We start from the raw sequence: 23,553 nt of genomic DNA on the forward strand, positions 1-23,553 counted from the left end.
GCGCAAAGATGATGAGTTGGGGCAGCCGGCACTTCGGCGTTGCTCGCAGCCCCGCACGCAAGGTCTGACGGCAGCCTTCGCAGCGGGCTCAGAGGTGTCGCAGGCGGCTTCGCTCGATCAGGTCCAAGAGCATTGCCATCGCATCGGCACGGTGAGCGCGGTGCAGTTTGCGCGCCAAGGCCGGGTCATGGTTGCGGATCGCCTCCAGCACGGCACGGTGATCCTCGTTCGACTTTGTCGGCAGCGGGCGCAGGTGAAGCGTCACCAGCCGCGCGCGGCGGACCTGGTCGGCCATCATGGTGACGATCGAGCAGACCCGAGAATTCCCGCCCAGTCGAACGAGTTCCGTGTGGAACGCATCATCGGCGCGCGCCCAGGCCTCGAGGTCCTTGCTGGCGAGAGCGACGTCCATGTCATCCATGGCTACGCTCAGCGCCTTCAGATCCGGATCATCGTATCCTGCCGCAGCCGCGCGCTCGGCCGCCAGGCTTTCCAGTTCGGTCAGGACCTCGTAGATCTCGCGCATGTCGTCGGGAGAGATCGGCAGGATGCGCACCCCCTTCCGCGGACGCACCTCCAGCAACCCCTGGGCCTCGAGCATGAGCGCGGCCTCGCGCACCGGCGTGCGGGACATCCCGAGGCGTTCCGCGAGTTCCGTCTCGAGATGGTCTGATCCGGCCGCCAGCTCCCCGCGGAAAATCAGATCGCGAAGCTCCTCGTAGGCGCGATGACTCGTGGAGAGCGGCTTGATCCGAACGTCATTCATGGCGACCCCGCGAGGCTCACCAGACGCCCTGTGCGGGCAGAGTCATACACAGCCTCTTCGATGATCTTCACGGCCAGGTAGTCACGAGCAGTGTTCTCGATGCTGCATTGTCCTGCAAGCCCTTGAACCACATGCTGTTGCAGCGCGAAGACGCAGTCGCCGCCAAAGCCCCGGTCGGGCGCGTTGGTAAAGAGGCAGTCGTCCTCGACGGCGCCGAAGCGACGCAGGCGAACGACACCCTCGCCGTCGAGCATCATCGTGCCCGCCATGCCCTCGACCAGCGCCTCGCCCATCGTCCGGCGCGGATTGCCCGCAGCGTGGTCGAGAAGCCTGTTCCCGTCGAAAAGCGCCCGGACACCGCCTTCGAAGCCGAAGACGATATATCCCGCGTCCTCGCCAAGAATGGCGGGATTGAGCTTGCGCAAGTCGGCATAGACCTCGGTTGGCGGCCCCAGAAGGTAACGGAACGTGTCGATCCAGTGGACGGCGGTCTCGTGCACGAGAAAACGCGGCATCGTCTGGAAATAGGGCTGTCGGTCGAGATAGGCGCGCGGCCCCTGCCCATCACCCGGGCGCAGCCGGAACGTCACCTGAAGTACGGCGCCGATCTTGCCGCCATCGATCGCCGCGCGGATTGCCCGATACCAGGGCTGAAATCTGAAATTCTCGTGCACCACCAGGGTCATCCCGGCCACATCGGCCAGGTCCGCCATCTCGCGCGCTTCGGCCAGAGATGTGCAGAAGGGCTTCTGGCAGATCACCGCGCGCACGCCGAACCGCGCCGCCTCGCGGATGCTTTCGGCATGGGCCGGAGGCGGGACGATGATGTCGAGCAGGTCGGGCCGCTCGCGCTCGAGCATCTCGCCAAGTTCCGCGTAGGCGGCGAGGCCGGTCGCCTGCGCCCGTTCGATCTGCCGGTCGCAGGAAGCCACGACCTCGACACCAGGCATGCGCGACCATGCATCGTAGTGGAACTGGCTGAAATAGCCGGCCCCGAGACAGGCGACCGTCGGCCCGGCGCTCATGCCGAAACGCGCTGCATCGCCGTGCGGATCGCTGTGATCATGTCCTCGGTCCCGTGCGTCCCGCCCATGTCCCGCGTCCGAACGTTGCCCTCGCCCAGCACCGACCCGACCGCCCCATCGATACGCGCCGCGTCCTCCCGCAGTTCTGAGATGCCGTGTCTCGTGCCCAGCCAATCCAGCATCATGCCGGCCGACAGCACCATTGCGATCGGATTGGCGAGCCCCCTGCCCACGATATCCGGCGCCGTCCCGTGGCATGGCTGGAACAGGGCGTTCGCGTCCCCGATATCGGCCGACGGCGCCAGCCCCAGCCCCCCCATCAGGCCCGCGCCCAGATCCGAGAGGATGTCGCCGAACATGTTCTCGGTCACCAGCACGTCGAAGCTCCATGGCCGCTCGACCATCCACAGCGAGATCGCGTCGACATAGGCGTGATCATGGGTGACATCGGGATACTCCCGCGCGATCTCGTCGAAGATGCCACGGAAGAAGGCGAAGGCGCGAAAGACGTTCGCCTTGTCGACGCAGGTGACATGGCCGCGCCCCTTCCCCTCCTCGCGGCGCTTGCGGGCGAGTTCGAAGGCGAAACGAAACAGCTTCTCCGAGGTGCGGCGCGTGATCCTCAGCGTCTCGCGGGCCTCGTCCGCGCCGACCTCGCCCTTGCCGAGCGTGAAGAAAAGCCCCTCGGTGCTCTCTCTGACCAGCGCGAAATCCACAGGCTGCCCTCCGTCGAGGCGGAGCGGCGTCGGCTGGCCAGGGCGGATCTGGACGGGCCGCAGTCCGGCATAAAGCCCGAATTCCATGCGCAGGTCGATCTGTGGCGTGATCTCGGTGCCGTCGGGATAGCGGACCGTTGGCAGCCCCATGGCCGCGAGGAGGATCGCGTCGGCATCGCGTGCCGCGGCGATCGATGCGGCCGGCAATGCCTCGCCGGTCGTGGCGTAGTGCCCCGCCCCCGCGGGCAGGTCGATGAATCGCAGCGAGTAGGCACGCGATCCCTCGGCAAGCTCGTCGAGCAGGCTCAGCGTCGGCGCGATGACTTCAGGGCCGATACCGTCGCCCTGAAAGACCGCAATCTCGAATGTTCGGGCCATCGCACCCCGCGTCGCCGCGGCCTCCTTGCCGTGTCTCAATGTCGTTGACAGTGCGTGTTTTAATGTATACGCAACTTTATGCAACACTAATAACATTAAACCGTCAAGAAGGGGAGGACGGGATGAAAAGCCTGATCTGCGCCGTGGCCTCCGCGGCCATCGTGCTGGGGCTGTCCGCGACCGCGGCCAGCGCGCAGAGCTATCCGTACCGCGACATCACCAACGTGGTCGTATGGGGCGCCGGCGGCGGCACCGACACGATAAACCGGATGATCATGGCCGAGATGGAGAAACACCTCCCGGTCAGCATCAGCGTGACCAACGTCACGGGCGGCGTCGCCGGCTCCAACGGCATGGTCTATGCGATGAACCAGCCCGACGACGGCTATACGCTCGCCGGGATATCCGAGTCCAACGTCACCGCCGCGGTCCAGGGCGGCTGGGGCGAGCGGTTCGACGTCTGGTATCCGTTCATCGTCGGAGGATCGCCCGATCTCATCTCGGTCCCGGCCTCGTCGCCCTACACCTCGCTGAAGGAACTCGTGGACGCGGCCAAGGCCGCACCCGGCACCATCCCGGCGGGAGCCAGCGGTGCAGGCTCGATCCACCATCTCAATCTCCTCGCACTCGAAAAGGGTGCAGGCGCGACCTTCAAGTTCATTCCCTACAAGGGATCCGCCCCCGCACAGGAAGCAGCCCTGGCCGGCGAGGTGCAACTGGTCGTGACGTCGCTCGCCGAGCAGGCCCCGCTGATCGAAGGCGGCAAGCTGCGTCCGCTCGCGATGCTGACGCCCGAGAGCGCCGAGATCGCCGGGCAGACGGTCGAATCCGCCTTCACGATGTATGACGGGCTCGATGCATATCTGCCCCTGAAGCAGGCCATCGGATTTGCCGTTGCGGCCTCCGCGCCCGACGACGTGAAGCAGGTGCTCACCAATGCCTTCCAGGAAGCGATGAAATCCGATGTCGTCGCCGAATGGGCGAAGATGAACCACTATGACATCGGCGGACAGTCGGGTGCCGAGGCGAGCGAACTGTTCGCCCGGCTCGAGAGCAGCTTCGCCTGGACACTCGCGGACCTGGGACAGACGACTGTCGACCCGGCCTCGCTCGGCATCCCGAAGCCTTGAGGCACGGCGCGGCCGGCCCGGAGAAAGGGCCGGCCAATGCCGTTCCGGCGGGGAGGCCGTCATGGACGACAAATCGCAACTGCGTGCACGCGATTTCTGGGCCTCGCTGGGCCTGATTGCCCTGTCGGGGTTCTTCATCTGGCAGACCACGTCGATACCGCTCCAGGCGACGCGCGTGGCTGGCGTCTCGTCGGTGCAGTTCTACGACTCGGCGGCGGTCGTGCCCTACTTCATCTTCGGCGCGCTGCTTATCCTGTCGCTGATCCTCCTGGCCAACTCGATCGTCTCGGGTGACGCTGCCCGGGCCCTGAGCGGCGCCGGCATCGGTCTCGACTGCGCCGAGATCTGGCGCATCGGAACCATTGCGGCCGCCATGGCCGCCTACATCCTCGGGCTGGTCCCGCGTGTCGATTTCATCATTGCGAGCGGGCTCCTGATCACCGCGCTGATCTGGGGGTATTCCACCGGCCAGGCGGGCCGCATGGGGCTGGCAGCGGGGGCAGTCGTGCTGGCGGGAAGCTACGCGTTGATCCGGCATCTTCCGCAGAGCGAGTGGAACAAGCCGCATGACGACGACTGGGTCGCATTGGCCATCTGGATCCTGCTGACGACCTGGGCCCTCACACGGCCGGACCGAAACCGGCTGACGCGCGCGATGCCCCTGATCGCCGTGATCGCGCCACTGATCCTTGTCACGGCGATGGCCTTCGGCTTCCGGCAGAACGTTCCGAACCGCGGTGGACTGATCTTCAGCCAGATCGAGCGGACCTACTACCTGGATCTGCGCCCACTCTGGAGCCAGTAAGTAATGGACTACTTCGTCGCGCAGCTCGCCGGTTTCTGGGGCGCCTTCACGGGGCTGGTGCTGGACCCGGTGACCTATCTCTACATGCTGTCGGCGATGATCCTTGGCATCGTCTTCGGCGCCCTTCCGGGGCTGACAGCGACGCTCGCTGTCACCATCCTGACGGGCTTCTTCGGCAACAAGGTTCCGATCGACTATGCGCTCATCGCGCTTCTCGGCGCCTATGTCGGCGCGATCTACGGTGGCTCCTACCCCTCGATCCTGCTCAACATCCCCGGCACGGCCGCCAGCGCGGCAACCGCCATGGACGGCCATCCGCTGGCGCGGCAGGGCCGCGGTGGCGAGGCGCTGGGGCTGACCACCACTGCCAGCCTGATCGGCACGCTCGTCGGCACCGCGGCGCTCCTTGTGTTCGTGTGGCTGCTGCTGGCGATCTCGAGCAACATCGCGAGCCCCGAGAAGGCGCTGCTGGCGCTCTTCGGCATCCTCCTGTCGGGGACACTGATGAGTGAAGACCTCGCGATAAAGGGCTGGATCTCGGGGCTGATCGGCCTCGCGATGGCGATGGTCGGCCTCGACCCGCTGCTCTCCGAGCCACGCTACACCTTCGACTGGTCGTATCTCCTGTCGGGTTTCCAGGTGGTCCCGGTCCTGATGGGCGCGTTCGCGGTGCCCCAGATCATCGAGGGTCTGCGAACCGCAAGACCCGGCGAGATGCTGGCGCTGACTGGCCGCATCCTGCCTCACGGCCGGACCATCCTGCGGCACCTTCCGACGATCACGCGCTCGGGCGTCATCGGCACCGGTGTGGGCGCCCTGCCCGGTGTCGGCGAGGACGTGGCCGGCTGGGTCAGCTATGGCGTCGGCAAGAGCGTCGGCCGCGACGGTGCGAATTACGGCAAGGGATCGGTCGAGGGCCTTCTGTGCAGTGAGACGGCAAACAATGCCTGCATCGGTGGCGCGCTGATCCCGCTCCTCGTGCTCGGGATCCCCGGCTCGCCCCCTGCCGCGGCGCTTCTCGGCGCGCTCAAGATCAACAACGTGATCCCGGGCCCCACCATCGACCCCGCGATCATCATGCGCGTCGTGGCGATCATGGTGCTCGCCTCGATCACCATGTTCGCCGTCGGGCTTCTCACGGCGCGGCTGTTCGTGCGAATACTTAAGGTGCCGCCGGTGGCATTCCTGCCCGTGGTCATGGTGCTGACAACGATCGGCTCGTTCAGCGTGGGCGGCGGAATCAACGATCTCTATCTGATGCTCGGCGTCGGTGCGGTGGCCACGCTGATGAACGCGATGAAGTACCCGATTGCCCCGCTCGTGATCGGCGTCATACTCGGAGGCCTCTTCGACGAGACCTTCCGCCGCTCGATGCTGCTATCGGATGGCGACCCGACAATCTTCCTGACACGCCCCATGGCCGCGCTGTTTCTTGTGCTGAATGTTGCATTGATCCTGAGCCAGGTGCCCGCATTGCAGCGGTTGCTGACCCGGCGTGGGCGCGTGCTGTCATGACGCTCGCGGTCGTCGTCCGCTTTCGCCTGCATCCCGGCGGCGCCGAGCGCTTCATGCCGCTGATGCACGAGAACGCAGCCACATCGCTGGCCGTCGAGCCGGGATGCACGCGCTTCGACGTGCTCACCGATCCCGGCCGTCCCGACGAGGTTTTTCTCTACGAACTCTACGACGACCGCGCGGCTTTCGACGTCCACTTGCGAAGCACACATTTCCGGGCCTTCGATGAAGCGACGTCAAATCTCGTCGCCGAGAAGCATGTGGAACTCTTCCGGGAGGTCGGACCATGAGCGCGTGGCAAGTTCATGCTCTGAAATACGCCGAGCGGAACAGCCGCATCCGCGCAGACAGTTTCATGTTCGACGCGACACATGATGCGGCTCACCCGATGGACTACTTCATCTGGCTCTTGCGCCGCGGGGACGAGGTGATCCTGGTCGATACAGGGTATGACGGCGCCGAGGCGGAACGGCGCGGCCGGCCGATCCTGATCGACCCTCGCACGGCGCTGGCCCCGCTCGGGCTTGTGCCGGAGGCGATTTCAACCGTGATCGTGACCCATCTGCATTACGATCACGCGGGCGGCCTCGCGCTTTTTCCGAACGCGACGCTTCATATGCAGGCGCGCGAGATGGCCTATGCCACGGGACCTTGCATGTGCCATCCGACGCTGCAGATGCCCTTCACCGCCGAGCATGTCTGCGAAGCCGTCAAGCGGGTCTACAGTGGGCGCGTCGTGTTCCATGATGGCGATGGCGAGGTCGCGGAGGGGGTCACGGTCCATCGCATTGGTGGGCATTCGCGCGGGCTGCAAGCCGTTCGCGTCCGGACCGAGGCGGGCTGGCTGGTCCTCGCATCGGACGCCTCGCATTTCTACGAGAACCTTTTCACCCGGAAACCCTTCCCGATCGTCGTCGACCTGCAGGAGATGCTCGACGGCTTCGCGATGCTCGAACGACTTGCCTCGGCGCGCCGACTGATCGTTCCGGGGCACGACCCGTTGGTCACCCGATGCTTCCCACAGGATGGGCCGCCCTATGCCTACCGGCTCGACCGGGGGCCCGTCTCCGAGCCAGGCTGATCGCCCGATGACGTCCCTCGGCGAAATCTCCCGCGGGCGCTAGCCGGATTTGGCGCCTCGCGCTGCTTTCCGTTTGCTCGTGCCGACGCCCTCATACGTCACGACTTTCCGATAGAGATGCCATGTCGCGTGACCAAGGATCGGAAGGACCACGACCAAGCCCAGGAACAGGGGTATCGAACCCACCGCCAGCCCAACAGCCACGATAAGCCCCCACGCCGCGATGGGACGCAGGTTCCTTGCGGTCACGCGGAGCGACGTCACTATGGCCGTCGGCGCACCCACATGCTTGTCGAGCATCATCGGAAAGGAGACGACGCTGGTCGCAAGCGTGATGGCTGCGAACACGAAGCCGACCGCGAACCCGACCACGATCATGACCCATCCCGCCCCGGTGGTCAGGGCATCGCTGAGAAGCGCCCCCAGCGAGGCCGGCGGCTCGGGCCCCAGCGTCGCGTCATAGATGATCTGCGCGGCAATCAGCCAGACGACGAAGAATCCGACAAGCAGCAGACCCAGCGCCACGATCGCGCCAAAGGACGGCGACGCGAGCACGGCCAGGGCATGTCTCCAGTCCGCCGCCTCGCCCTTCTCGCGCCGGCGGCTGAGTTCGTAGAGCCCGACCGCCGCCACGGGGCCTAGCAGCACGAAACCCGCCATCGCTGGGAACAACAGCTGCAGCAGGTTCTGGTCGAAGGCGATGAACGTGAGGATCAGCCCCCCGATGGAGTAGACGAGGCAAAGAAAGACCACGTCCGTGCGACAGGCAGCCAGATCGGCCAATCCGGCACGAAGGGCGTCGCGTAGGTCGGGAATGTCGATGTGCTGGATGCGGACGTCTTCGAGCCCGACCTCGCCCTTCTCGACGCCGAGGCTTTCCGTGGCGGCACCGATGTGATGCGATCCGCCGCCGATCTGATCTGCCAGCCATTCAATCGGGTTGCGTATTGCTGCGACCATGGTCAACCTCCCTGGTCACGAGCCGTCTCTGCCGCCCCGGCATAGCCCAAACGATCTGCGACTTGTCGGTCTGGCAGTTCGGGCGGTGTATCTAGGATTGAAACTATAGCAGAATTTTCGTTGGCCGCATTGTCCGATTGCGCCTGACCGAACGCACAACGCGCCACTCCGGAACGTCCAGCCTCGCGGTAGACACCGTCCGAGCGGCGTCTAGGATAGGCGCACGTCATGGGACCAAATTCGTTCAAGTGCTGATGTTCCGGACCAAGGACCGGCACACGGGGGCCGTGTCACAAGCGTCGCCTCAGTGTGGCTTGCCCGGCACCACTCCTCTCCGGACCTGAAGGCTTCGGTATTACGAAGGGAGAACGACATGATCCGAACCGAATGGCTCCGCGAGGACGAGGTCCTCGCGATCAGGCCGGATGGCGAGATCGACGACGACGATTTCAAGAGTGTTGCAAAGGTCATCGACCCCGTCATCGCTCGGCGTGGGCGGCTCGAGGGGCTGCTGGTCGACGCGCGCGGTTTTCAGGGCTGGGACGACACCAAGGCGCTGATTGCGCATCTGCGCTTTGTCCATGCGCACCAACCCAAGGTCGCGCGCATCGCGATCGCGGGCGATCAGTGGTGGCTGCGCGCCGCGCCGATGATGGAGCCGCTCTACGGAACCCCGATCCGGACCTTTGCGGCTTCAGACCAGGACGCGGCAAAGGCTTGGCTGCTCGAGAGCGAACCCGAACCGCCGAATGTCGCGATCCTGCCGGAAAGCCGGGGTGACGTCGTCGGCATCCGGGTGACCGGCAGGCTCCGGGAAGACGATTACGACGCGATGCAGGCCGAGCTGACGCGGCGCCTGCCGCAGGACGGCAAGCTGCGGTTGCTCGCCATCATCGATGACGATTTCAGGGGATGGACGCCGAAGGCGTGCCTCGACGACATCGCGATGGCCTTCTCGCCATGGCGCGATCGGGTCGGAAAACTTGCCGTCGTGGCCGGGCCCGGGCTAGTGCGCTGGTGCGCCGAGCATTTCCCGCGCGGCCTTCTTCCCTACCCCCTCAAGGTCTTCGAGCCGGCAGAGCTCGACCAAGCGTGGGAGTGGCTGCGCGCGTAACGCCTTCTGCGCGGCATTACCTACACGGCAGCGGCGCCGGACCTGTCGGCGCCCTGCCCCATGACGCCCTGCTCACCAGGCGGTGGCCAGCGCGACCACACCCACGATGACCAGGCTCGCGCCCCAGACGCGATCGAGATCAAACCACCCGCGGGTCAGGACCTTCAGGCCGAGCCAGCGGTAGACCGCCCAGGCGAGCGCTCCGCCCGAGGCGATCATCGCCGCCGAATGGACGAGAGCCACCGCGAAGGCGATGCCGACAGACGTCCCCATCAATTCGCCTGCCGCCTCGTGGCCAGCATCGATCTCGCCGGCGTGGCACAGGCCCAGGTAGATCGGAACCAGCATCAGCGCCGCACCATGGGCAATCGCGACCAGGAACGACCACAAGGCAAGGCGCGAGGGCGGCACGCGCGCGAGAAATCGGGCGTGCCGTTTCGTCACGAAGATCCACGCGCCGAGGGCGATGACCAGCACCGCCGCCACGATGCGGATCTCGGCCTGCCACGCGATCAGCAGCGTCAGCGCAGCGAAGGGCAGAAGGATCGCCAGCATCGCCGCCAGATGCCCGGCGGCGAGTGCCGCGAGCGCGCGCCACAATGCCGCGCGCCGCCGCTCCATCAGGGCTGCCGACACCGCGAGTGGCCAGCCCATTCCGGGATTGACGCCGTGATAGACCCCGCTTGCCACCACGGCGAGCCAGAGACCCGCCGCGGCGCCGGTCAGACCCTCCAAGGCTCAGGCGGACGGATAGCAGAAGCTGTCGGTCGAGCAGTCGCCCCCTTCGAGCCGGATCTGGTGGGCGCGGTAGCCCTTGGGAAACTCGACCCAGAACTTCTTGTCGAGCGTGAGCCCCCCATCCTTGCCGACATCGGCCTTGACCATCGCCGCGCCCCGGTCGCCCGGGTAGAACTGGTCGTCCCAGGTCGAATAGAGCGAGTTCGTCCAGTAGACACGCTTGCCGTCGCGGCTGATCTCGACCATCTGCGGGCCATAGCCGAAGGCGTTACCGCTGGGATGCTTGGCCTGCCGCACGATCCCGCCGACATGGACCGAACCCGCGAGCTTGGGGTTCATCGGGTCCGAGACGTCGTACTGGCGCATCTCGCCCGTCCCCCAGCACGAGACATAGAGGAACCGGTCGTCGAGCGAGAGGTCGATGTCGGTGACCAGCGGCGGCACCGCCTCGAAGCCCTTGAGCAGCGGCGGGAGGTCGTCGGCCTTGGCGGGCTCGGGCGGGATCGTGGCGGTCTTCTTCGCATGGAACTTGCCGCCCTCGCGCCACCAGGTCCAGATCGATCCCTCGAGGTTGGTGGTGTCCACCACGACGCCGCAGAACCCGTATTCCTTCACCGGATCATGGGCGGGGCGAACCTCGAGCGCCATCTGGTGGTTCTCGCCAAGATCGATGGTCTGGACGTTCTTGCGCGCGCGCAGGTCCCAGAAGTGAAGCCTGTGGCCGTACTTGTTCGACAGCAGGTCCTCGGGCACCACGCCGCCCTCGAACTGCGGCGGCAGGCCCCATTCCGAGCTGACCATGTAGTCGCGCGGCAGGTTCCACCAGAAGTCGTACTGCTTGTCCTGCGGACCACGGTCGATCTCGTAACGGCCGATCACGTCGAAGGTCTCGCAATCCATGATGAAGATGCCCGGCGGGCCGTCGGTGCCGTCCTTGCCGCCGCCACCGAGGGTCGAGACATAGATGCCCTCGGGCCCGCAGTGGATCGTGTGCGGCCGCGAGTAGCCGGTCTTGGCGAAGACCTCCTCGGGCTCGATGATCCGGTGGATCTTGGCGGCCGTCGGCCCGCCCTTCACGTCGACGACGTAGATGCGCGAGGAGCGGATGCCCGGAATGATCAGGTAGCGCCGCTCGAGGAAGGCGTGCCCGCTCAGGGGCGACAGGGCCGACGAGCAGGCGTTCCAGCCGAAGTGGTGAAACTCGTCACCCTTGTTCGGCATGATCAGCTTGTGGACGATCTGGCCGTATTCCGCCGACTGCGGATTGACGTTGACGACCGCGAGGCCATCGGGCTGCGAGGCGTCCGGGCTCAGCATGAGCGTGTAGGCAAGCGTCTCGGCAGGGCCTGCCATGGCAAGCTTCGGCGATGGGTAGAAGGTCGGATCAGGTCTCAGGTTCATGGCGTTCTCCCGGAAGGTGGCGACGCCGTGGTCTTCGCGCCCGGCTGTCGCGATCAAAGTTCGACAAGAAAATCCGACGCGGGCAAGTGAGGCCCGGTCCCAAACGGCCCGGCGCCGAGCATAATACACGATCAGCCTGTGGTCGACCGCGCCGACCGTCAAGCGCACGATGCGGCCGGAAGGGGTGCGAGACGCTGCGCACGAGCGGGCTTGCGCAGGAGTTACGCGGGCTTTCACGCGTGAAAACGTCGTCTAGTATTTGATTTAATTAAATTATATGGAGATTCCCTCACACGGGCTATACCGCCATGATCGGCCGGACCTCACTCGATCCCCCAGACCTCGAGATCCTGGCGCCGGCCCCGGATCGGGAACCGACCAACCCGCGATGTCCGGGCGGCAAGCTCGGGCGCATCGGCAAGCGCCGCGTTGCGGCAGGCGGCACTAACGACCAGACGACGCCCCGAGGACTTGGCGATGTCCTGAAGCCGGCTCGCCACGTTCACGGTATCGCCAGTCACCGTGAGCTGCGCATGCGTCTCGCCGCCCACGACGGCGACCGAGACCGGGCCGTGATGGATCGACACCCGCAGGCGCAGCGCCTCGCCGCCGCCTGCCCCCGCCACTGGGCCGAGTGCGTTGGCGCCGTCGAGCAGGTCGAGGCCGCAGCGCAGCGCGTTCGTGGCCGCACCGGCACCGGCATCGTCGGCATCGATACCGAAGGCGAGCAGCGCGCCATCGCCCTCGTAGGAGATGACGACGCCATCGCGGCGGTCGGCCGACGCCTGGAACAGGCGGTGCAGGTCACGCAGGAACGCGGTGGTCTCGGCGGGAGTGCGGATCTCGGAGAGCGTGGTGAAGCCCGCGACGTCGACGAACAGCACGGCCGCATCGGCCGAACGCTCGGCAAAGGCCGCGGCACCGCCCTCGGCCAACCTGCCCGCCAGCCGCGGCGAGAAGAACCGCGAGAGGTTGTCGCGCTGCGCACCGAGCCCGGCAGACATCGCGCGCTGCCAGCGCAAGCGCCTGCCAAGGCCCCAGAGCGTGGCGAAGCCGAGCGCCACGATCACGGCCGTCGCATCGAGCCAGAGCCCCGGCCCGGCAAACGCCGCCTGGAGCGCCGCGAGCGCCGCCGCCCAGACCAGGGGCACCGCCACGAGCAGGCCGCGCCGCCGCATGCCGAGCGCGGCGGCAGCGACGCCGCCCGCCCCGAGCGTACCAAGCACCAGCGTCGCCAGTGCCGACGAAGCGTCGCGGCGCAGGGGGCCACGGTCCACCAGGTTGCCCGCGAGCGTGGCCAGGATCTCGACGCCTGGCACATCGGGCCCGAAGGGCGTGGCGAACTGGTCCGACAGGCTCTCGGCCGTGGCGCCGATGAACACGGCCTTGCCGCGCAATGCCCCGGCCGCAACCCTGCCCTCGATGATGTCGAGCAGGCTGAGCGTGGGGATCGTCGCACTTGGGCCGTAGTGGTTGAGCACGACACCGCCGCTGGGATCGGTGCCGATCTCGTGCGCGCCGAGGCGCACCGCGCGCCCGGGCCAGAGCACGACATCGGTGGTGCTGAGCCCCTGCAGGCGCCGGACCGCTTCGAGCGACAGCGCGGGAAGGAACTGATCACCGCCGATCCAGAGGGCGAGCGGCACCATCCGTGCCACCCGGTCGCCCGAGCGCGCAATGTTCACATGCCCGAGGGTCGCACCACCCAGCAGCGCCGGATCCGGGATCAGGAGGCCGGTTTCGGGCATGCCGGTGGGGACTGCGCCGACCACCACGTCGAAGGTGCTGCGCTCGAAGGCCGCGATCTGCTCGGCGGAGAGCCCATCCTCGGCCACCACGTGAAGGCCGCGCCCGGCAGAAGCGACCGCGACGACGACGTCCCCGCCGGCGGCGATGGCTGCGGCCAGCCGCGGGCCCGCGGCGGATTGTTCGAGAAAGAGGAGATCGACCGCGATCACCGCCGGGCCGGCTTCGCGCAGTGTCTCGATCGCCTCGGCGATCGCGAGGCGCGGCGGTGGCATCCAGCCCAGCGCGTCCACGGTCGCGTCGTCGATCGCGACGATCACGATGTCCTCTGGCACCGCGGCCGCCCCGCGGATCGCGAATCTCAGATCGAGCAGCCGTGCCTCGGCGGCGTCGCTCAGCGGATCGCCGACGCCCGTGCGCCACAAAGTGAGGGCCGCCGCCACGACGATCGACAGCACCACGCCGGGCCAGACCATGCGGCGTGGAAGCCGGGCCATGCCGCGTCAGTTCCAGTCGAAGCCGAGTGCGTCCATGGTCTTGCGGATCCGGGCCTCGCCCCAGGTCTTGACCTCGCCGGTTTCGCCCTGCCCGGTTACGGTCACGCCCTGCCCATCGGCCAGCACCACCGCCACGCGGTCGCGGCCGACCACTCGGACCCCGCCGCTACGCACGAAGACGGCGCTGCCATCCGAGGGCGAGTGTTCGGCCGTCCATCGCGTCGAGCGCACCGAGGCGATCAGGAGCGGCGTGCGCACCTTCATGCCAGCCGCGGTGTCGGCGGCGCCGAAGATCCCCAGAACGCCCTCGATGATCTGCATCACGCGCCCGCCGCCGATGTCGGTCAGGGATTCGAGGTTCACCTCGGTCGAGGTGCCGACCGTCACCGCGAGCCCGTCCTCGCAGACGATGCGCGCACGCGTCTGTGCGTCGGTGACGATCTTGGCATCGCGCACCGCTGCCGCCCCCGGACGCAGCTGCGTCCACGTGCCGTCGGCCCACATCCGCGCCGAGGGGCCGCTGACATCGACAACCGTGCAGGCCGTGCGGGCCTGGGCATGCGCCGTACCCTGCCAGCCCAGCGCCAGCAGGACGCCGAGGCCGATCACCATCAGGCCCATACGGATCATGGCATCCTTCCCGCTCGTGCGCGGCCGACCGGCGCCGCCGCCTGCCAGACTATCAGGTCCTGACCGCGAGGTTAATTCGGCTTGCCGGGCATCGTCGGAGGACGTGGAAACGGGCGGCGCGGGCATGGGGTAGCAATGTCGCCAGACGCAAGGACGACCGCCCCTTCCCGGCCGGCATTCATTGATGTTCGTTCCACGACTTCATCGTGCCCGACGACGCCGCTCCGAATCCCAGCTTCGCGCCCATCGTGAACACTGCGATCCTTGGCGCGCCCCCATCTCCCGCCCCGCGCTTGGGGCGCGCCCGCGCGCGTCAGGCGTCGACGCCCTCACGCATCCATTGCTGGAGCGTCCGGATCGAGTGCTCGGAGTTCAGCCCGCAGGCGGGATCGAGCACAAGGGGCCCCGGCTTGTAGCCGCGGCTCTTGAGTCCGCGATGGACACTCTCGACGAGGCGGATGTCCTCCTCGACCGTGGTTGCGCGGTCCTGGATGGCAAGGCGGCGGATCACCTCGCTGTCCCAGCCGCCCTCGGTGTACCAGCCGCGCCAGACAGTGCAGTGATCCGCGTCATGCGCCCGCCAGTGATAGGTGTTGAGCACGTTGCCGGGATAGACTTGGAACGAGAACATCGGCCAGAGGAAGAAGGACCGATACTCGCCCGCATGGGGCTTGGCCAGGTCGATCTCGTAGGTCATCGCCTCGACGTTCTGGCATTCGGTCGTGTGGCGAAGGCAATAGCCCCTGGCGGTCGGCTGGATGTCGTAGGTCTCGGGCTTGATCACGCCGGTGGCGAAGGTCGGGTGGTTGAGCGAGCAGTGATAGCACTCGGAATAGTTCTCGACCGAGACCTTCCAGTTGCAATGCTCGGGGATCTCGACCCATTCGAGCGGTTCGAGCCTGGCGATGTCGGGGACGTATTCGGCCAGTTCCTTGCGCACGCCCGGATACCACTCGTCCATCGGCGCGGCGTTGTCGTCGAGATTGACGAAGATGAAGCCGTGGAACACCTCGGTCCGCACGCCCGTGAGGCAGACCTTGCCCCGGTCGAAGCCCGGCACGGCCTTGATGTTCGGGCCGGCCCTGAGCTGGCCCGACAGCTCGTAGGTCCATGCGTGATAGGGGCAGACGACGACACGGGTCGAGCCCGACCCCTCGACCAGCTGATGGGCGCGATGCTGGCAGACGTTGTAGAAGCTGCGCAGCTCCCCGTCGCGGCCGCGGATGCAGAACAGGCTCTCGCCCGCGATCTCGAAGCTGAAATAGTCGCCGGTGTTCCTCACCTGGCTCTCGTGCCCGGCATATTGCCAGGTCCGCGCCAGCAGGCCGCGCCGCTCGCGCTCGAAGATGACGGGGTCGGTGTAGTAGCGGGCCTCGAGCGAGTGGACGAGCTGGGGCGTGTCCTGAACCGTCATCTGTCGGTGTCCTCTTCCTCGACATAGATGCCGAGCGCGTGGCGCCGGCTGTGGAAGGCTTCGATGCTGGAGACGACATCCTCGCCCGCCGCGGCGATGACGAAGGCGGTGAGGACCTCGAAGAACGCGGTCAATGCCACCGTCGAGATGAAGAACTGCGGCGTGTCGGTGGGGATGACGAACTGGTGCTTCGCGCCCGGCATGATCGGGCTCGCCAGGCTGTCGGAGATTGCGATGAAGGGAATGCCCCGCATTCGCGCCGCCTCGACCGCGTCGACCACCTCGCTGCGATAGGGCCGGAAGGTCACGGCGACCAGAAGGTCGTCGCCATCGGCGCGCGACAGGCCGTCGACCGGCAGCGTCCCGCCGTTCGGCAGGATGCGGACGCTGTCGATCGCCATCCCGACCAGATAGGCGAAGTTCTGGGCCACCCCGTGGTTGACGCCCACGCCAAGCACATAGGTCCGCCGCGCCGCGACGATGGCCTTGGCGACCTGTTCGATCGCGCCGTGGTCGGTCGAGGCGAAGAAGCCTTCGAGGTTGTCGATCGAGGCCTCGGCGAAAGTCGCGTAGAGCTGCGCGAGCTCGCCCCGCCGCGACAGCGATTGAAGCCACCGCGCCCGGTCGGGGTAGGTTTCGCGGCCCTGCCTGATCTCGTTGCGGAAGACCTCGCGGAAGGCGGCGTAGCTCTCCATGCCAAGGACGTGGGACAAACGTACCAGCGTGTTTGGCCGCACGCCCGCCTTCTCGGCCAGTTTGCGGATCGAGTTCACGCCGATCTCGTTGGGGTTCTCGAGCAGGAAGGTCGCGGATTTCCGCAGCTCGGGCGTCAGATCGCCCCGGAGTTCCTGCAGGCGATCCATGACCTCCGGGGCCGTCAGAGATTTTGACACGTTTGTACCATCCATGATTGACGAAGATACGAATGTCTCCTAGAGAAGTCTACATCAAACATTCGTTCGAAAGGACTCGCCGATGGCTCCCTCACATGCTCGGGTCGTGATCATCGGAGGCGGCGTGATGGGCTGCGGCCTCGCCTACCACCTGGCGCATGAGGGCTGGACCGATGTCGTCCTGCTGGAAAAGGCCGAGTTGACCAGCGGCTCGACCTGGCACGCAGCCGGCCAGATCACGCATTCGACCTCGAGCCATGCGCTCGGCAAATGCGTGGGCTACAACATCGACCTCTACTCGAAGGTGCTCGAGGCCGAGACCGGGCAGTCGGTAACCTGGCATGGCTGCGGCTCGCTGCGGCTGGCCTACACGGATGACGAGCTCGACTGGCTCTACCAGACCATCTCGGTCGGCAAGGGCCTGGGATTCCCGATGGAGATCGTCGGGCCGGACCGGATCCGCGAACTGCACCCCTTCTACAACCTCGACGGCGTCAAGGCGGCGCTGCACACGCCCGACGACGGCCATGTCGATCCTGCGGGCGCGGCATTCGCGCTTGCCAAGGGCGCGCGCCAGCTGGGCGTCGAGATCATCCGCCGCTGTCGCGCGACCAACGTCACCCAGCAGCCGAACGGCGAGTGGCTGGTCGAGACCGAGCAGGGGCCGATCTCCTGCGAGCATGTCGTCAACGCCGGCGGCACCTATGCGCGGCAGGTCGCGCTCTGGTCGGGCTATGACCTGCCCGCCACCTCGATGACCCATCACTACCTGATCACCGACACCGTGCCGGAGTTCCTCGCGCTCGATGCCGAGTTGCCCGTGGTTCGCGATGACCGGCTGGTCTCGGGCTATATCCGCATGGAGCAGAAGTCGGGGCTGATCGGCATCTACGAGAAGGCCAATCCCAACACCGTCTGGGAAGACCACTGCCCGTGGGAGGCCGAGAACGAGCTGTTTGACCCCGACTACGACCGCATCATGCCCTGGCTCGAGAACGCCATGGACCGGATGCCGATCCTGGCCGAGCTGGGCATCAAGCGCGAGGTGCATGGCGCGATCAGCCATCCGCCGGACGGCAACCCGCTGATCGGCCCGGCGCCGGGCCTGCGCAACTACTGGTGCTGCTGCGGCACGCAGATCGGCATCGGCTGGGGGCCGGGCCTGACGCGCGAACTGGCCCGCTGGATGGTGCATGGCGCCGCCGACATCAACATGCGCGAGTTCGACCCGCGCCGCTTCGGGCCCTATGCCGACCAGACCTACCAGGTGACCAAGGCGAAGGAGGACTACCTCCTGCGCCACGAGATCCCCTTCCCGCATTTCAACCGCCCGGACGGGCGGCCGGTAAAGCCCTCGGCGCTCTATGACGACCTGAAGGCCGAAGGCGCGGTCTTCGAGGAGGTCTTTGGCCACGAGCGCCCGCGCTGGTTCGCGCCCGAGGGTGTCGAGGCGAAGGACATCTACGGCTTCCGCCGCACCGCGCTCCACGACATCGTCGGGACCGAGGTTCGCGCGGTGCGCGAGCGCGCGGGGATCATGGACATCTCGGCCTTCGCCAAGGTCGAGGTCTCGGGGCCAGACGCCGCCGCCTTCCTCGACCGGCTGGTGCCGAACCGGCTGCCCTCGGCGCCGGGACGGATCGCGCTGACCCATCTTCTGGGTGAGAACGGCCGGATCGAGCTCGAGACCACCATCGTGCGCCTGGCCAAGGACCGCTTCTACCTGGTCTGCGCCGCCTTCTTCGAGCAGCGGCTGGTCGACTACCTCACCTATGCCCGCGTGAACGAGTCCATCGAGATCACCAACCGCTCGACCGACTGGGGCGCGCTGGCGCTCAACGGGCCGCTCTCGCGCGAGATCCTCGCCGACTGCACGCCTGCCGCGCTGGACAATGCCGCGTTCAAGTGGCTGACGGCGCAGGAAATCGAGGTCGGTGGTCACCATCTCTGGGCGTTCCGCATGTCCTATGCGGGCGAATTGGGATGGGAGTTCCACGGGCCGCGCGACGCAATCCTGGCCGCCTTCCGGGCGATGAAGGCCGCTGGCAAGGCGCATGGGCTGGTCAATTACGGATCCTTCGCGATGAACGCGATGCGCATGGAGAAGGCGTTCAAGGGCGCGGGCGAATTGACCAACGAGGTCACCCTGCCCGAGGCCGATGTGATGCGTTTCGTCAAGCTCGACAAGGAGTTCCGCGGCAAGGCGGCGACCGAGCAGGCCGCGGCAAAGCCGCTGCGCTGGGTCTGTGTCTATCTCGCGGTCGAGGCAGATGGCCGCTCGGACGGCAATGGCGGCGAGGCCGTCCTGGCGGACGGCCGCCAGGTTGGCACCGTCAGCTCGATCGCCTACGGGCACGCTGTGGGCAAGCTGCTGTCCTTCGCCTATGTGAAGCCCGCGCACGCCACGCCGGGGACGCGCCTCGACGTGGTGATCATGGGAGAGCCGCGCGCCGCGACCGTGCTGTCGCAGCCTGCCTACGACGCCGAGAGCCTGCTGCCGCGTGCCGACGCGGCGCGTGTCGCGGCGCAGTGAAACCGGCTGGACGAGGAGCCGTGTCGTGAAAATCACCCGCCTGACGCTGTGGGACGTGCCGCTGACCAGCCACGTGGCCTACCACATGGCAGGCGGCAAGACCTGCGACACGGTCTCGTCGATGGTTCTGCGCGTCGAGACCGACGCCGGCATCTCGGGATGGGGCGAGGTCTGCCCCATCCCGCATTACCTGCCCGCCTATGCGGGCGGCGTACAGGCCGCGCTGGAGGAGCTTGCGCCCGTCGTGATCGGCGGGGATCCGGTGGGGCCCGAGGCGCTGATGGCCCGCGCCGATGCCTGGCTCCTGGGGCACCGCTACGCGAAGTCGGCCCTCGACATCGCGCTTTGGGACATCACCGGCAGGGTCGCGGGGCTGCCGCTCTGCGCGCTGCTGGGCGGTCGGCAGTCGGCGGACATGCCGCTCTACCACTCGATCACCTGCGTCGCACCCGAGGAGATGGCCCGCATCGCCCGCGAGGCGCAGCGCGAGGGGATCACCCAGTTCCAGGCCAAGCTGGGCGCCGATGGCGACTGGCAGGCCGATGTCGCGCGGCTGCGGCTTGTGCGCGAGGCCGTGGGGCCCGGCCCGCTGGTCTATGGCGACTGGAACTGCGGCGCGACGAGGCTCGACGCCACGCGGGTCGGCCGCGCGGTCGCGGATGCCGACGTGATGCTCGAACAACCGTGCGCCACGCTCGAGGAATGCGCCGCCGTGCGCGCCGCCACGAGCCTGCCGATGAAGCTCGACGAGACCGCGCACGATACCGCCTCGCTGCTGCGCGCGTGGGAGCTGGGCTGCATGGACGCGGTGGCGCTCAAGCTCTCGAAGTTCGGCGGGCTCTCGGCCACGCGGCGCGCGCGTGACCTGTGCCTCCACCTCGGCGCGCGGATGTGCGTCGAGGACACCTGGGGCTCGGACGTGACGACGGCCGCCCTGCTCCACCTGGCCGCCGCGACGCCGGAGCGTTCGGTGCTGAACACCTGCGACCTCTCGGGCTATGTCGCGCCAAGGCTCGACCCGACGGGACCTGCGCGCCAGAATGGCCGCATCCGGCCGCCCGAGGGGCCGGGCCTCGGCGTCGCGCCCGACCCCGACATGCTGGGCCAGCCCGTGGCCGTGATCGACTAGGAGATACCCCGATGCTCGACAAGACCGCGATGCAAACCTGGGCCGAGCGCGCCCGCGCCGTGCTGCCTGCCGGGGGCTTCGGCAATTTCGACCCGTCGATCTTCATCCGCGAGGGTCGCGGCAGCCGCGTCTGGGACGAGGACGGCCGCGAGTATGTCGACTACCTGATCGGCTCGGGCCCGATGCTGCTGGGCCACGGCCATCCCGAGGTGCTGGAGGCGGTCGCCGAGCAGCTGCCCAAGGGCATGACCTTCTTTGCCAACAATGCCGCTGGCGTCGAGCTGGCCGAGGAGATCGTGCGCGCCGTCGCCTGCGCCGAGCAGGCGCGCTTCCTGTCGTCGGGCGGCGAGGCGGACATGTACGCCATGCGCCTCGCCCGCGCCTTTACCGGCCGCGACAAGATCCTCAAGTTCGAGGGCGGCTATCACGGCATGTCGGCCGAGGCGCAGATGAGCCTCGCGCCCACGCGGCTGGTCAATTTCCCGCAGGCCGTTCCCGACAGCGCCGGCATCCCCGAGGCGGTCCGCGCCGAGATGCTGATCGCCCCCTTCAACGATGTGGCCTATCTCGAAAGCCTTGCCGCCGAGCACGGGGACGAGATCGCCGGCATCATCATCGAGCCGCTTCAGCGCATCATCCCGCCCGAGCCCGGCTATCTCGAGGCCGTGCGCGCGATCTGCGACCGCTACGGCATCGTGCTGATATTCGACGAGGTGGTGACCGGTTTCCGCTTCGCCTATGGCGGCGCGCAGGAGACGTATGGCGTCACTCCCGATCTTTGCACCCTTGGCAAGATCATCGGCGGCGGCTTCCCGCTGGCCGCGGTCGCGGGGCGTGCCGACGTCATGGCCCATTTCGACAAGGCCGCGGTCGGCGCCGAACGCTGGCTGATGATGCTGGGCACGCTGTCGGGCAACCCGGTTGCCGCCGTGGCAGGCCTCAAGACCATGGAGATCCTGCGCCGCCCCGGCGCCTTCGACCAGCTCAGGGCCAATGGCGCGCGGCTGCAGGGCATGTTCGCCCGCCACCTGTCGGATGCAGGCATCCCGCACCGGATCGTCGGGCACCCGACGCTCTTCGACATCGTCTTCACCGATCGGGACGTGCGGACCTATCGAGACGTGCTGGCAGCCGATGCCGGGATGAATGCCCGCCTCAACGCGGTGCTGCGCGAGAATGGCGTCTTCAAGTCACCTGGCAAGGTCTATCCCAGCCTTGCCCTGACCGAAGAGGACTTCGCCCTGACCGAGGAGGCGATCGCCGCAGCCGCGCGCGCGCTGGGCGAGAGCGCCGGCAACTGAGCCTGCCGGCACGCGGGTGGTGGCTGGCGGGGGCTCAGATCGTGCGCCCGCCATCGACCTCGAGCACGACGCCGGTCAGGAACTCGGCCTCGTCCGATGCAAGGAAGAGGGCCGCATTGGCCATGTCCTCGGGCTCGCAGAGCCTGCCGAGCGGAATGGTTGCCAGGAACTTCTCGCGGTTCTGGGGCGTGTCCGGCATGCCCATGAAGGTTTCGAGCAGGCCGGTGACGCCCATCACCGGCGCGAGCGCACAGACGCGCACCTTGTCGGGCGCAAGCTCGACCGCCAGCGACCTGGTCATCAGGTTCACCGCGCCCTTGGACGAGTTGTACCACGTCAGTCCCGGGCGCGGCCGGATGCCGGCGGTCGAGCCGACATTCAACATCACGCCGCCGCCGATCTGGCGCCAGTGCGGCAGCGCCGTATGGGTCATGTGGAAGATCGAGTCGACATTGATCGCATAGACCTTTCGGAAGGTCTGGTAGTCGACGTCGAGGAGCGGCTGGTTGGGATGGCTCCATCCCGCGTTGTTCACGACCACGTCAACCTTGCCAAAGGCTTGCACGGTATCGTTGAAGCAGGATGCGACCTGCGCACCGTCGGCCACGTCGCAGGCAACAGCGATCGCCGCGTCGCCGATCTCGGCTGCGACCGCACGCGCCCCCTCGGCGTTGAGATCGACGACCGCGACCTGCGCACCCTCCCGCGCGAAACGCCGGGCGATGGCCCGCCCGAAACCCGAGGCCGCGCCGGTCACCAGGGCCGTCTTGCCTTGCAGTCTCATCGCCTTCTCCGTGATTTCGCTTGCCGTGGCCCGCGCCGTCACCCGAGCTCGAGCGTCGCGACGGCGCGCAGATGCCGCCCCGTCGCGGGCGCCGGCCCCTTGTACATCCGTGCCGTCGAGAACGGCACCTCGAGCCCGAGTTCGCGGCAATAGTCGCCGAGCGCCTCGTTGCCCGAGGGCACGTCCACCATGACAGGCGCGCCTTCGGTCAGCGCGGCCACGGCATGGAGCAGGTCGAACGCGTCCTCCGGGTTCTCCGCGACCAGCGGGCCGACCTTGAAGCCGTCGCGGCATTCGCGAAGGGTCGCAAAGCCCCGAGGTCCCTCGCCGCGGTCGAGCACGAGCGTCTTGCGCGCCGCGGTGTCGGCAAGCCAGCCGGTGAAAAAGCGCTCCTTCTCCACCCCGCTGGCCGCCGCCTCGAGCGCGGCGAGCGCCGGAAGTTCGGAGCTTTGGGCTGGCCTGACCGCGGGATGCGGTCGCCCCTCGATCACCCCGGCATAGCGCAGCGTCTCGCCCGCCCGCACGAAGCCCGAGCGCTCGTAGTTCTCCTGCTGGTCCGGGACGCCGTCGAGCCCGACGGTGCGCGTACCCGCATGGTCCAGCGCGTGGTTCCAGAGCGCGAAGCCGATCCCCTGCCCCCGGAACTCGGGATGGCAGATATAAAGGCCAAGGAACGCGAAACCGGGCGTGTGATTGACGACCGAGATCGCGGCGGCGATGCGTCCGTCCACCTCGGCGACGAAGAAGCCCTCGGGGTCCGTCTCATAGAACGGAACGACATCGTCGAGACCCGGGTTCCAGCCCTCGGCCGCCGCCCAGTCGACGACGGTGGCGAGCTCGTCCCGGGACATCTGGCGCAGGATCGGCTGGGTCATCCCCGGAGGCTAGGCGCACCAACCGCCGTGCTCAATGCCATTCTTGCGCTTGCGCATCCGCGGACACCCCGGGTCCGCGTGGGACGCCGCGCCGATCGTTGACGGAGGTCAATGCAAGCGCA

21 protein-coding genes are annotated in these 23,553 nt (G+C 67.4%); 9 read left to right on the top strand and 12 right to left on the bottom strand.

Annotation, left to right across the window (positions count from 1 at the left end; translation table 11 throughout):
- Window positions 1–88 precede the first annotated feature (88 nt).
- From H0I76_RS03705 to H0I76_RS03715, 3 genes are read right to left on the bottom strand one after another with little or no spacing between them, the layout of a single operon-like run.
- Window positions 89–766 (bottom strand): GntR family transcriptional regulator, encoded by a 678-nt coding sequence (locus tag H0I76_RS03705; protein WP_200607205.1) that lies wholly within the window; start codon window positions 764–766, stop codon window positions 89–91.
- Window positions 763–1,791, bottom strand: coding sequence for a Gfo/Idh/MocA family protein (locus tag H0I76_RS03710; RefSeq protein WP_200607207.1), 1,029 nt, complete (start codon window positions 1,789–1,791; stop codon window positions 763–765). The genes H0I76_RS03705 and H0I76_RS03710 overlap by 4 nt, the downstream gene beginning before the upstream one ends.
- Window positions 1,788–2,885, bottom strand: coding sequence for an isocitrate/isopropylmalate dehydrogenase family protein (locus H0I76_RS03715; RefSeq protein WP_200607209.1), 1,098 nt, complete (start codon window positions 2,883–2,885; stop codon window positions 1,788–1,790). The genes H0I76_RS03710 and H0I76_RS03715 overlap by 4 nt, the downstream gene beginning before the upstream one ends.
- Before the next feature lie 122 nt (window positions 2,886–3,007).
- On the opposite strand from H0I76_RS03715, the gene H0I76_RS03720 reads away from it, so the two are divergent.
- The 5 genes from H0I76_RS03720 to H0I76_RS03740 all read left to right on the top strand — a co-directional run bounded on the left by H0I76_RS03720 (window position 3,008) and on the right by H0I76_RS03740 (window position 7,416).
- A complete protein-coding gene (locus H0I76_RS03720) occupies window positions 3,008–4,015 on the top strand; it encodes a Bug family tripartite tricarboxylate transporter substrate binding protein (RefSeq protein ID WP_200607212.1) in 1,008 nt (335 codons plus the stop codon).
- A 61-nt stretch (window positions 4,016–4,076) separates the two neighbouring features.
- Entirely contained in the window at window positions 4,077–4,820 is a 744-nt protein-coding gene (locus H0I76_RS03725) for a hypothetical protein (protein WP_200607214.1), read from the top strand.
- A 3-nt stretch (window positions 4,821–4,823) separates the two neighbouring features.
- A complete protein-coding gene (locus H0I76_RS03730; protein ID WP_200607216.1) occupies window positions 4,824–6,335 on the top strand; it encodes a tripartite tricarboxylate transporter permease in 1,512 nt (503 codons plus the stop codon).
- Window positions 6,332–6,625: a putative quinol monooxygenase gene (locus H0I76_RS03735; protein ID WP_200607219.1), complete on the top strand. Its 294-nt coding sequence runs from the start codon at window positions 6,332–6,334 to the stop codon at window positions 6,623–6,625. The genes H0I76_RS03730 and H0I76_RS03735 overlap by 4 nt, the downstream gene beginning before the upstream one ends.
- Window positions 6,622–7,416: an N-acyl homoserine lactonase family protein gene (locus tag H0I76_RS03740; RefSeq protein WP_200607221.1), complete on the top strand. Its 795-nt coding sequence runs from the start codon at window positions 6,622–6,624 to the stop codon at window positions 7,414–7,416. The genes H0I76_RS03735 and H0I76_RS03740 overlap by 4 nt, the downstream gene beginning before the upstream one ends.
- A gap of 39 nt (window positions 7,417–7,455) precedes the next feature.
- Here the strand turns inward: H0I76_RS03740 and H0I76_RS03745 are convergent, their stop codons facing one another.
- Window positions 7,456–8,376 carry a DUF2189 domain-containing protein gene (locus tag H0I76_RS03745; protein WP_200607223.1) on the bottom strand — a complete coding sequence of 307 codons (921 nt, stop codon included), beginning with the start codon at window positions 8,374–8,376 and terminating at the stop codon, window positions 7,456–7,458.
- Between the two features lie 373 nt (window positions 8,377–8,749).
- Between H0I76_RS03745 and H0I76_RS03750 the strand changes: the two genes are divergently transcribed.
- Entirely contained in the window at window positions 8,750–9,490 is a 741-nt protein-coding gene (locus tag H0I76_RS03750; protein WP_200607226.1) for a SpoIIAA family protein, read from the top strand.
- A 72-nt stretch (window positions 9,491–9,562) separates the two neighbouring features.
- Here the strand turns inward: H0I76_RS03750 and H0I76_RS03755 are convergent, their stop codons facing one another.
- The 6 genes from H0I76_RS03755 to H0I76_RS03780 form a co-directional block, all read right to left on the bottom strand.
- Window positions 9,563–10,225, bottom strand: a complete 663-nt coding sequence (locus H0I76_RS03755; RefSeq protein WP_200607228.1) for a hypothetical protein — start codon at window positions 10,223–10,225, stop codon at window positions 9,563–9,565.
- A 3-nt stretch (window positions 10,226–10,228) separates the two neighbouring features.
- Entirely contained in the window at window positions 10,229–11,629 is a 1,401-nt protein-coding gene (locus tag H0I76_RS03760; protein WP_200607230.1) for a selenium-binding protein SBP56-related protein, read from the bottom strand.
- A 323-nt stretch (window positions 11,630–11,952) separates the two neighbouring features.
- Window positions 11,953–13,872, bottom strand: a complete 1,920-nt coding sequence (locus tag H0I76_RS03765) for a CHASE2 domain-containing protein (RefSeq protein WP_200607232.1) — start codon at window positions 13,870–13,872, stop codon at window positions 11,953–11,955.
- 6 nt (window positions 13,873–13,878) lie between these two features.
- Window positions 13,879–14,502 carry a FecR domain-containing protein gene (locus H0I76_RS03770; RefSeq protein WP_200607235.1) on the bottom strand — a complete coding sequence of 208 codons (624 nt, stop codon included), beginning with the start codon at window positions 14,500–14,502 and terminating at the stop codon, window positions 13,879–13,881.
- A gap of 313 nt (window positions 14,503–14,815) precedes the next feature.
- Window positions 14,816–15,916, bottom strand: a complete 1,101-nt coding sequence (locus H0I76_RS03775; RefSeq protein ID WP_200607238.1) for an aromatic ring-hydroxylating oxygenase subunit alpha — start codon at window positions 15,914–15,916, stop codon at window positions 14,816–14,818.
- The gene (locus H0I76_RS03780) at window positions 15,913–16,779 is read right to left on the bottom strand and encodes a MurR/RpiR family transcriptional regulator (RefSeq protein WP_234455066.1); all 867 of its coding nucleotides are present in this window, start codon (window positions 16,777–16,779) and stop codon (window positions 15,913–15,915) included. The genes H0I76_RS03775 and H0I76_RS03780 overlap by 4 nt, the downstream gene beginning before the upstream one ends.
- Before the next feature lie 112 nt (window positions 16,780–16,891).
- Between H0I76_RS03780 and H0I76_RS03785 the strand changes: the two genes are divergently transcribed.
- Genes H0I76_RS03785 through H0I76_RS03795 form a run of 3 tightly spaced genes read left to right on the top strand, consistent with a single transcriptional unit; the run spans window position 16,892 to window position 21,772 of the window.
- Window positions 16,892–19,342: an FAD-dependent oxidoreductase gene (locus H0I76_RS03785; protein ID WP_200607243.1), complete on the top strand. Its 2,451-nt coding sequence runs from the start codon at window positions 16,892–16,894 to the stop codon at window positions 19,340–19,342.
- Window positions 19,343–19,367: 25 nt separating this feature from the next.
- A complete protein-coding gene (locus H0I76_RS03790) occupies window positions 19,368–20,471 on the top strand; it encodes a mandelate racemase/muconate lactonizing enzyme family protein (RefSeq protein WP_200607245.1) in 1,104 nt (367 codons plus the stop codon).
- A gap of 11 nt (window positions 20,472–20,482) precedes the next feature.
- Complete coding sequence (locus H0I76_RS03795) at window positions 20,483–21,772, top strand: aspartate aminotransferase family protein (RefSeq protein ID WP_200607248.1); 1,290 nt, start codon at window positions 20,483–20,485, stop codon at window positions 21,770–21,772.
- A 34-nt stretch (window positions 21,773–21,806) separates the two neighbouring features.
- Here the strand turns inward: H0I76_RS03795 and H0I76_RS03800 are convergent, their stop codons facing one another.
- Both H0I76_RS03800 and H0I76_RS03805 read right to left on the bottom strand, forming a co-directional pair.
- On the bottom strand, window positions 21,807–22,556 hold the full coding sequence (locus tag H0I76_RS03800; protein WP_200607250.1) for an SDR family oxidoreductase: 750 nt from the start codon (window positions 22,554–22,556) through the stop codon (window positions 21,807–21,809).
- A gap of 38 nt (window positions 22,557–22,594) precedes the next feature.
- Entirely contained in the window at window positions 22,595–23,431 is an 837-nt protein-coding gene (locus tag H0I76_RS03805; RefSeq protein ID WP_200607253.1) for a GNAT family N-acetyltransferase, read from the bottom strand.
- Between the last annotated feature and the right edge of the window lie 122 nt (window positions 23,432–23,553).

The organism is Thermohalobaculum xanthum, from assembly GCF_016623495.1.
In the GTDB taxonomy this organism is placed as follows: Bacteria; Pseudomonadota; Alphaproteobacteria; order Rhodobacterales; family Rhodobacteraceae; genus Thermohalobaculum; species Thermohalobaculum xanthum.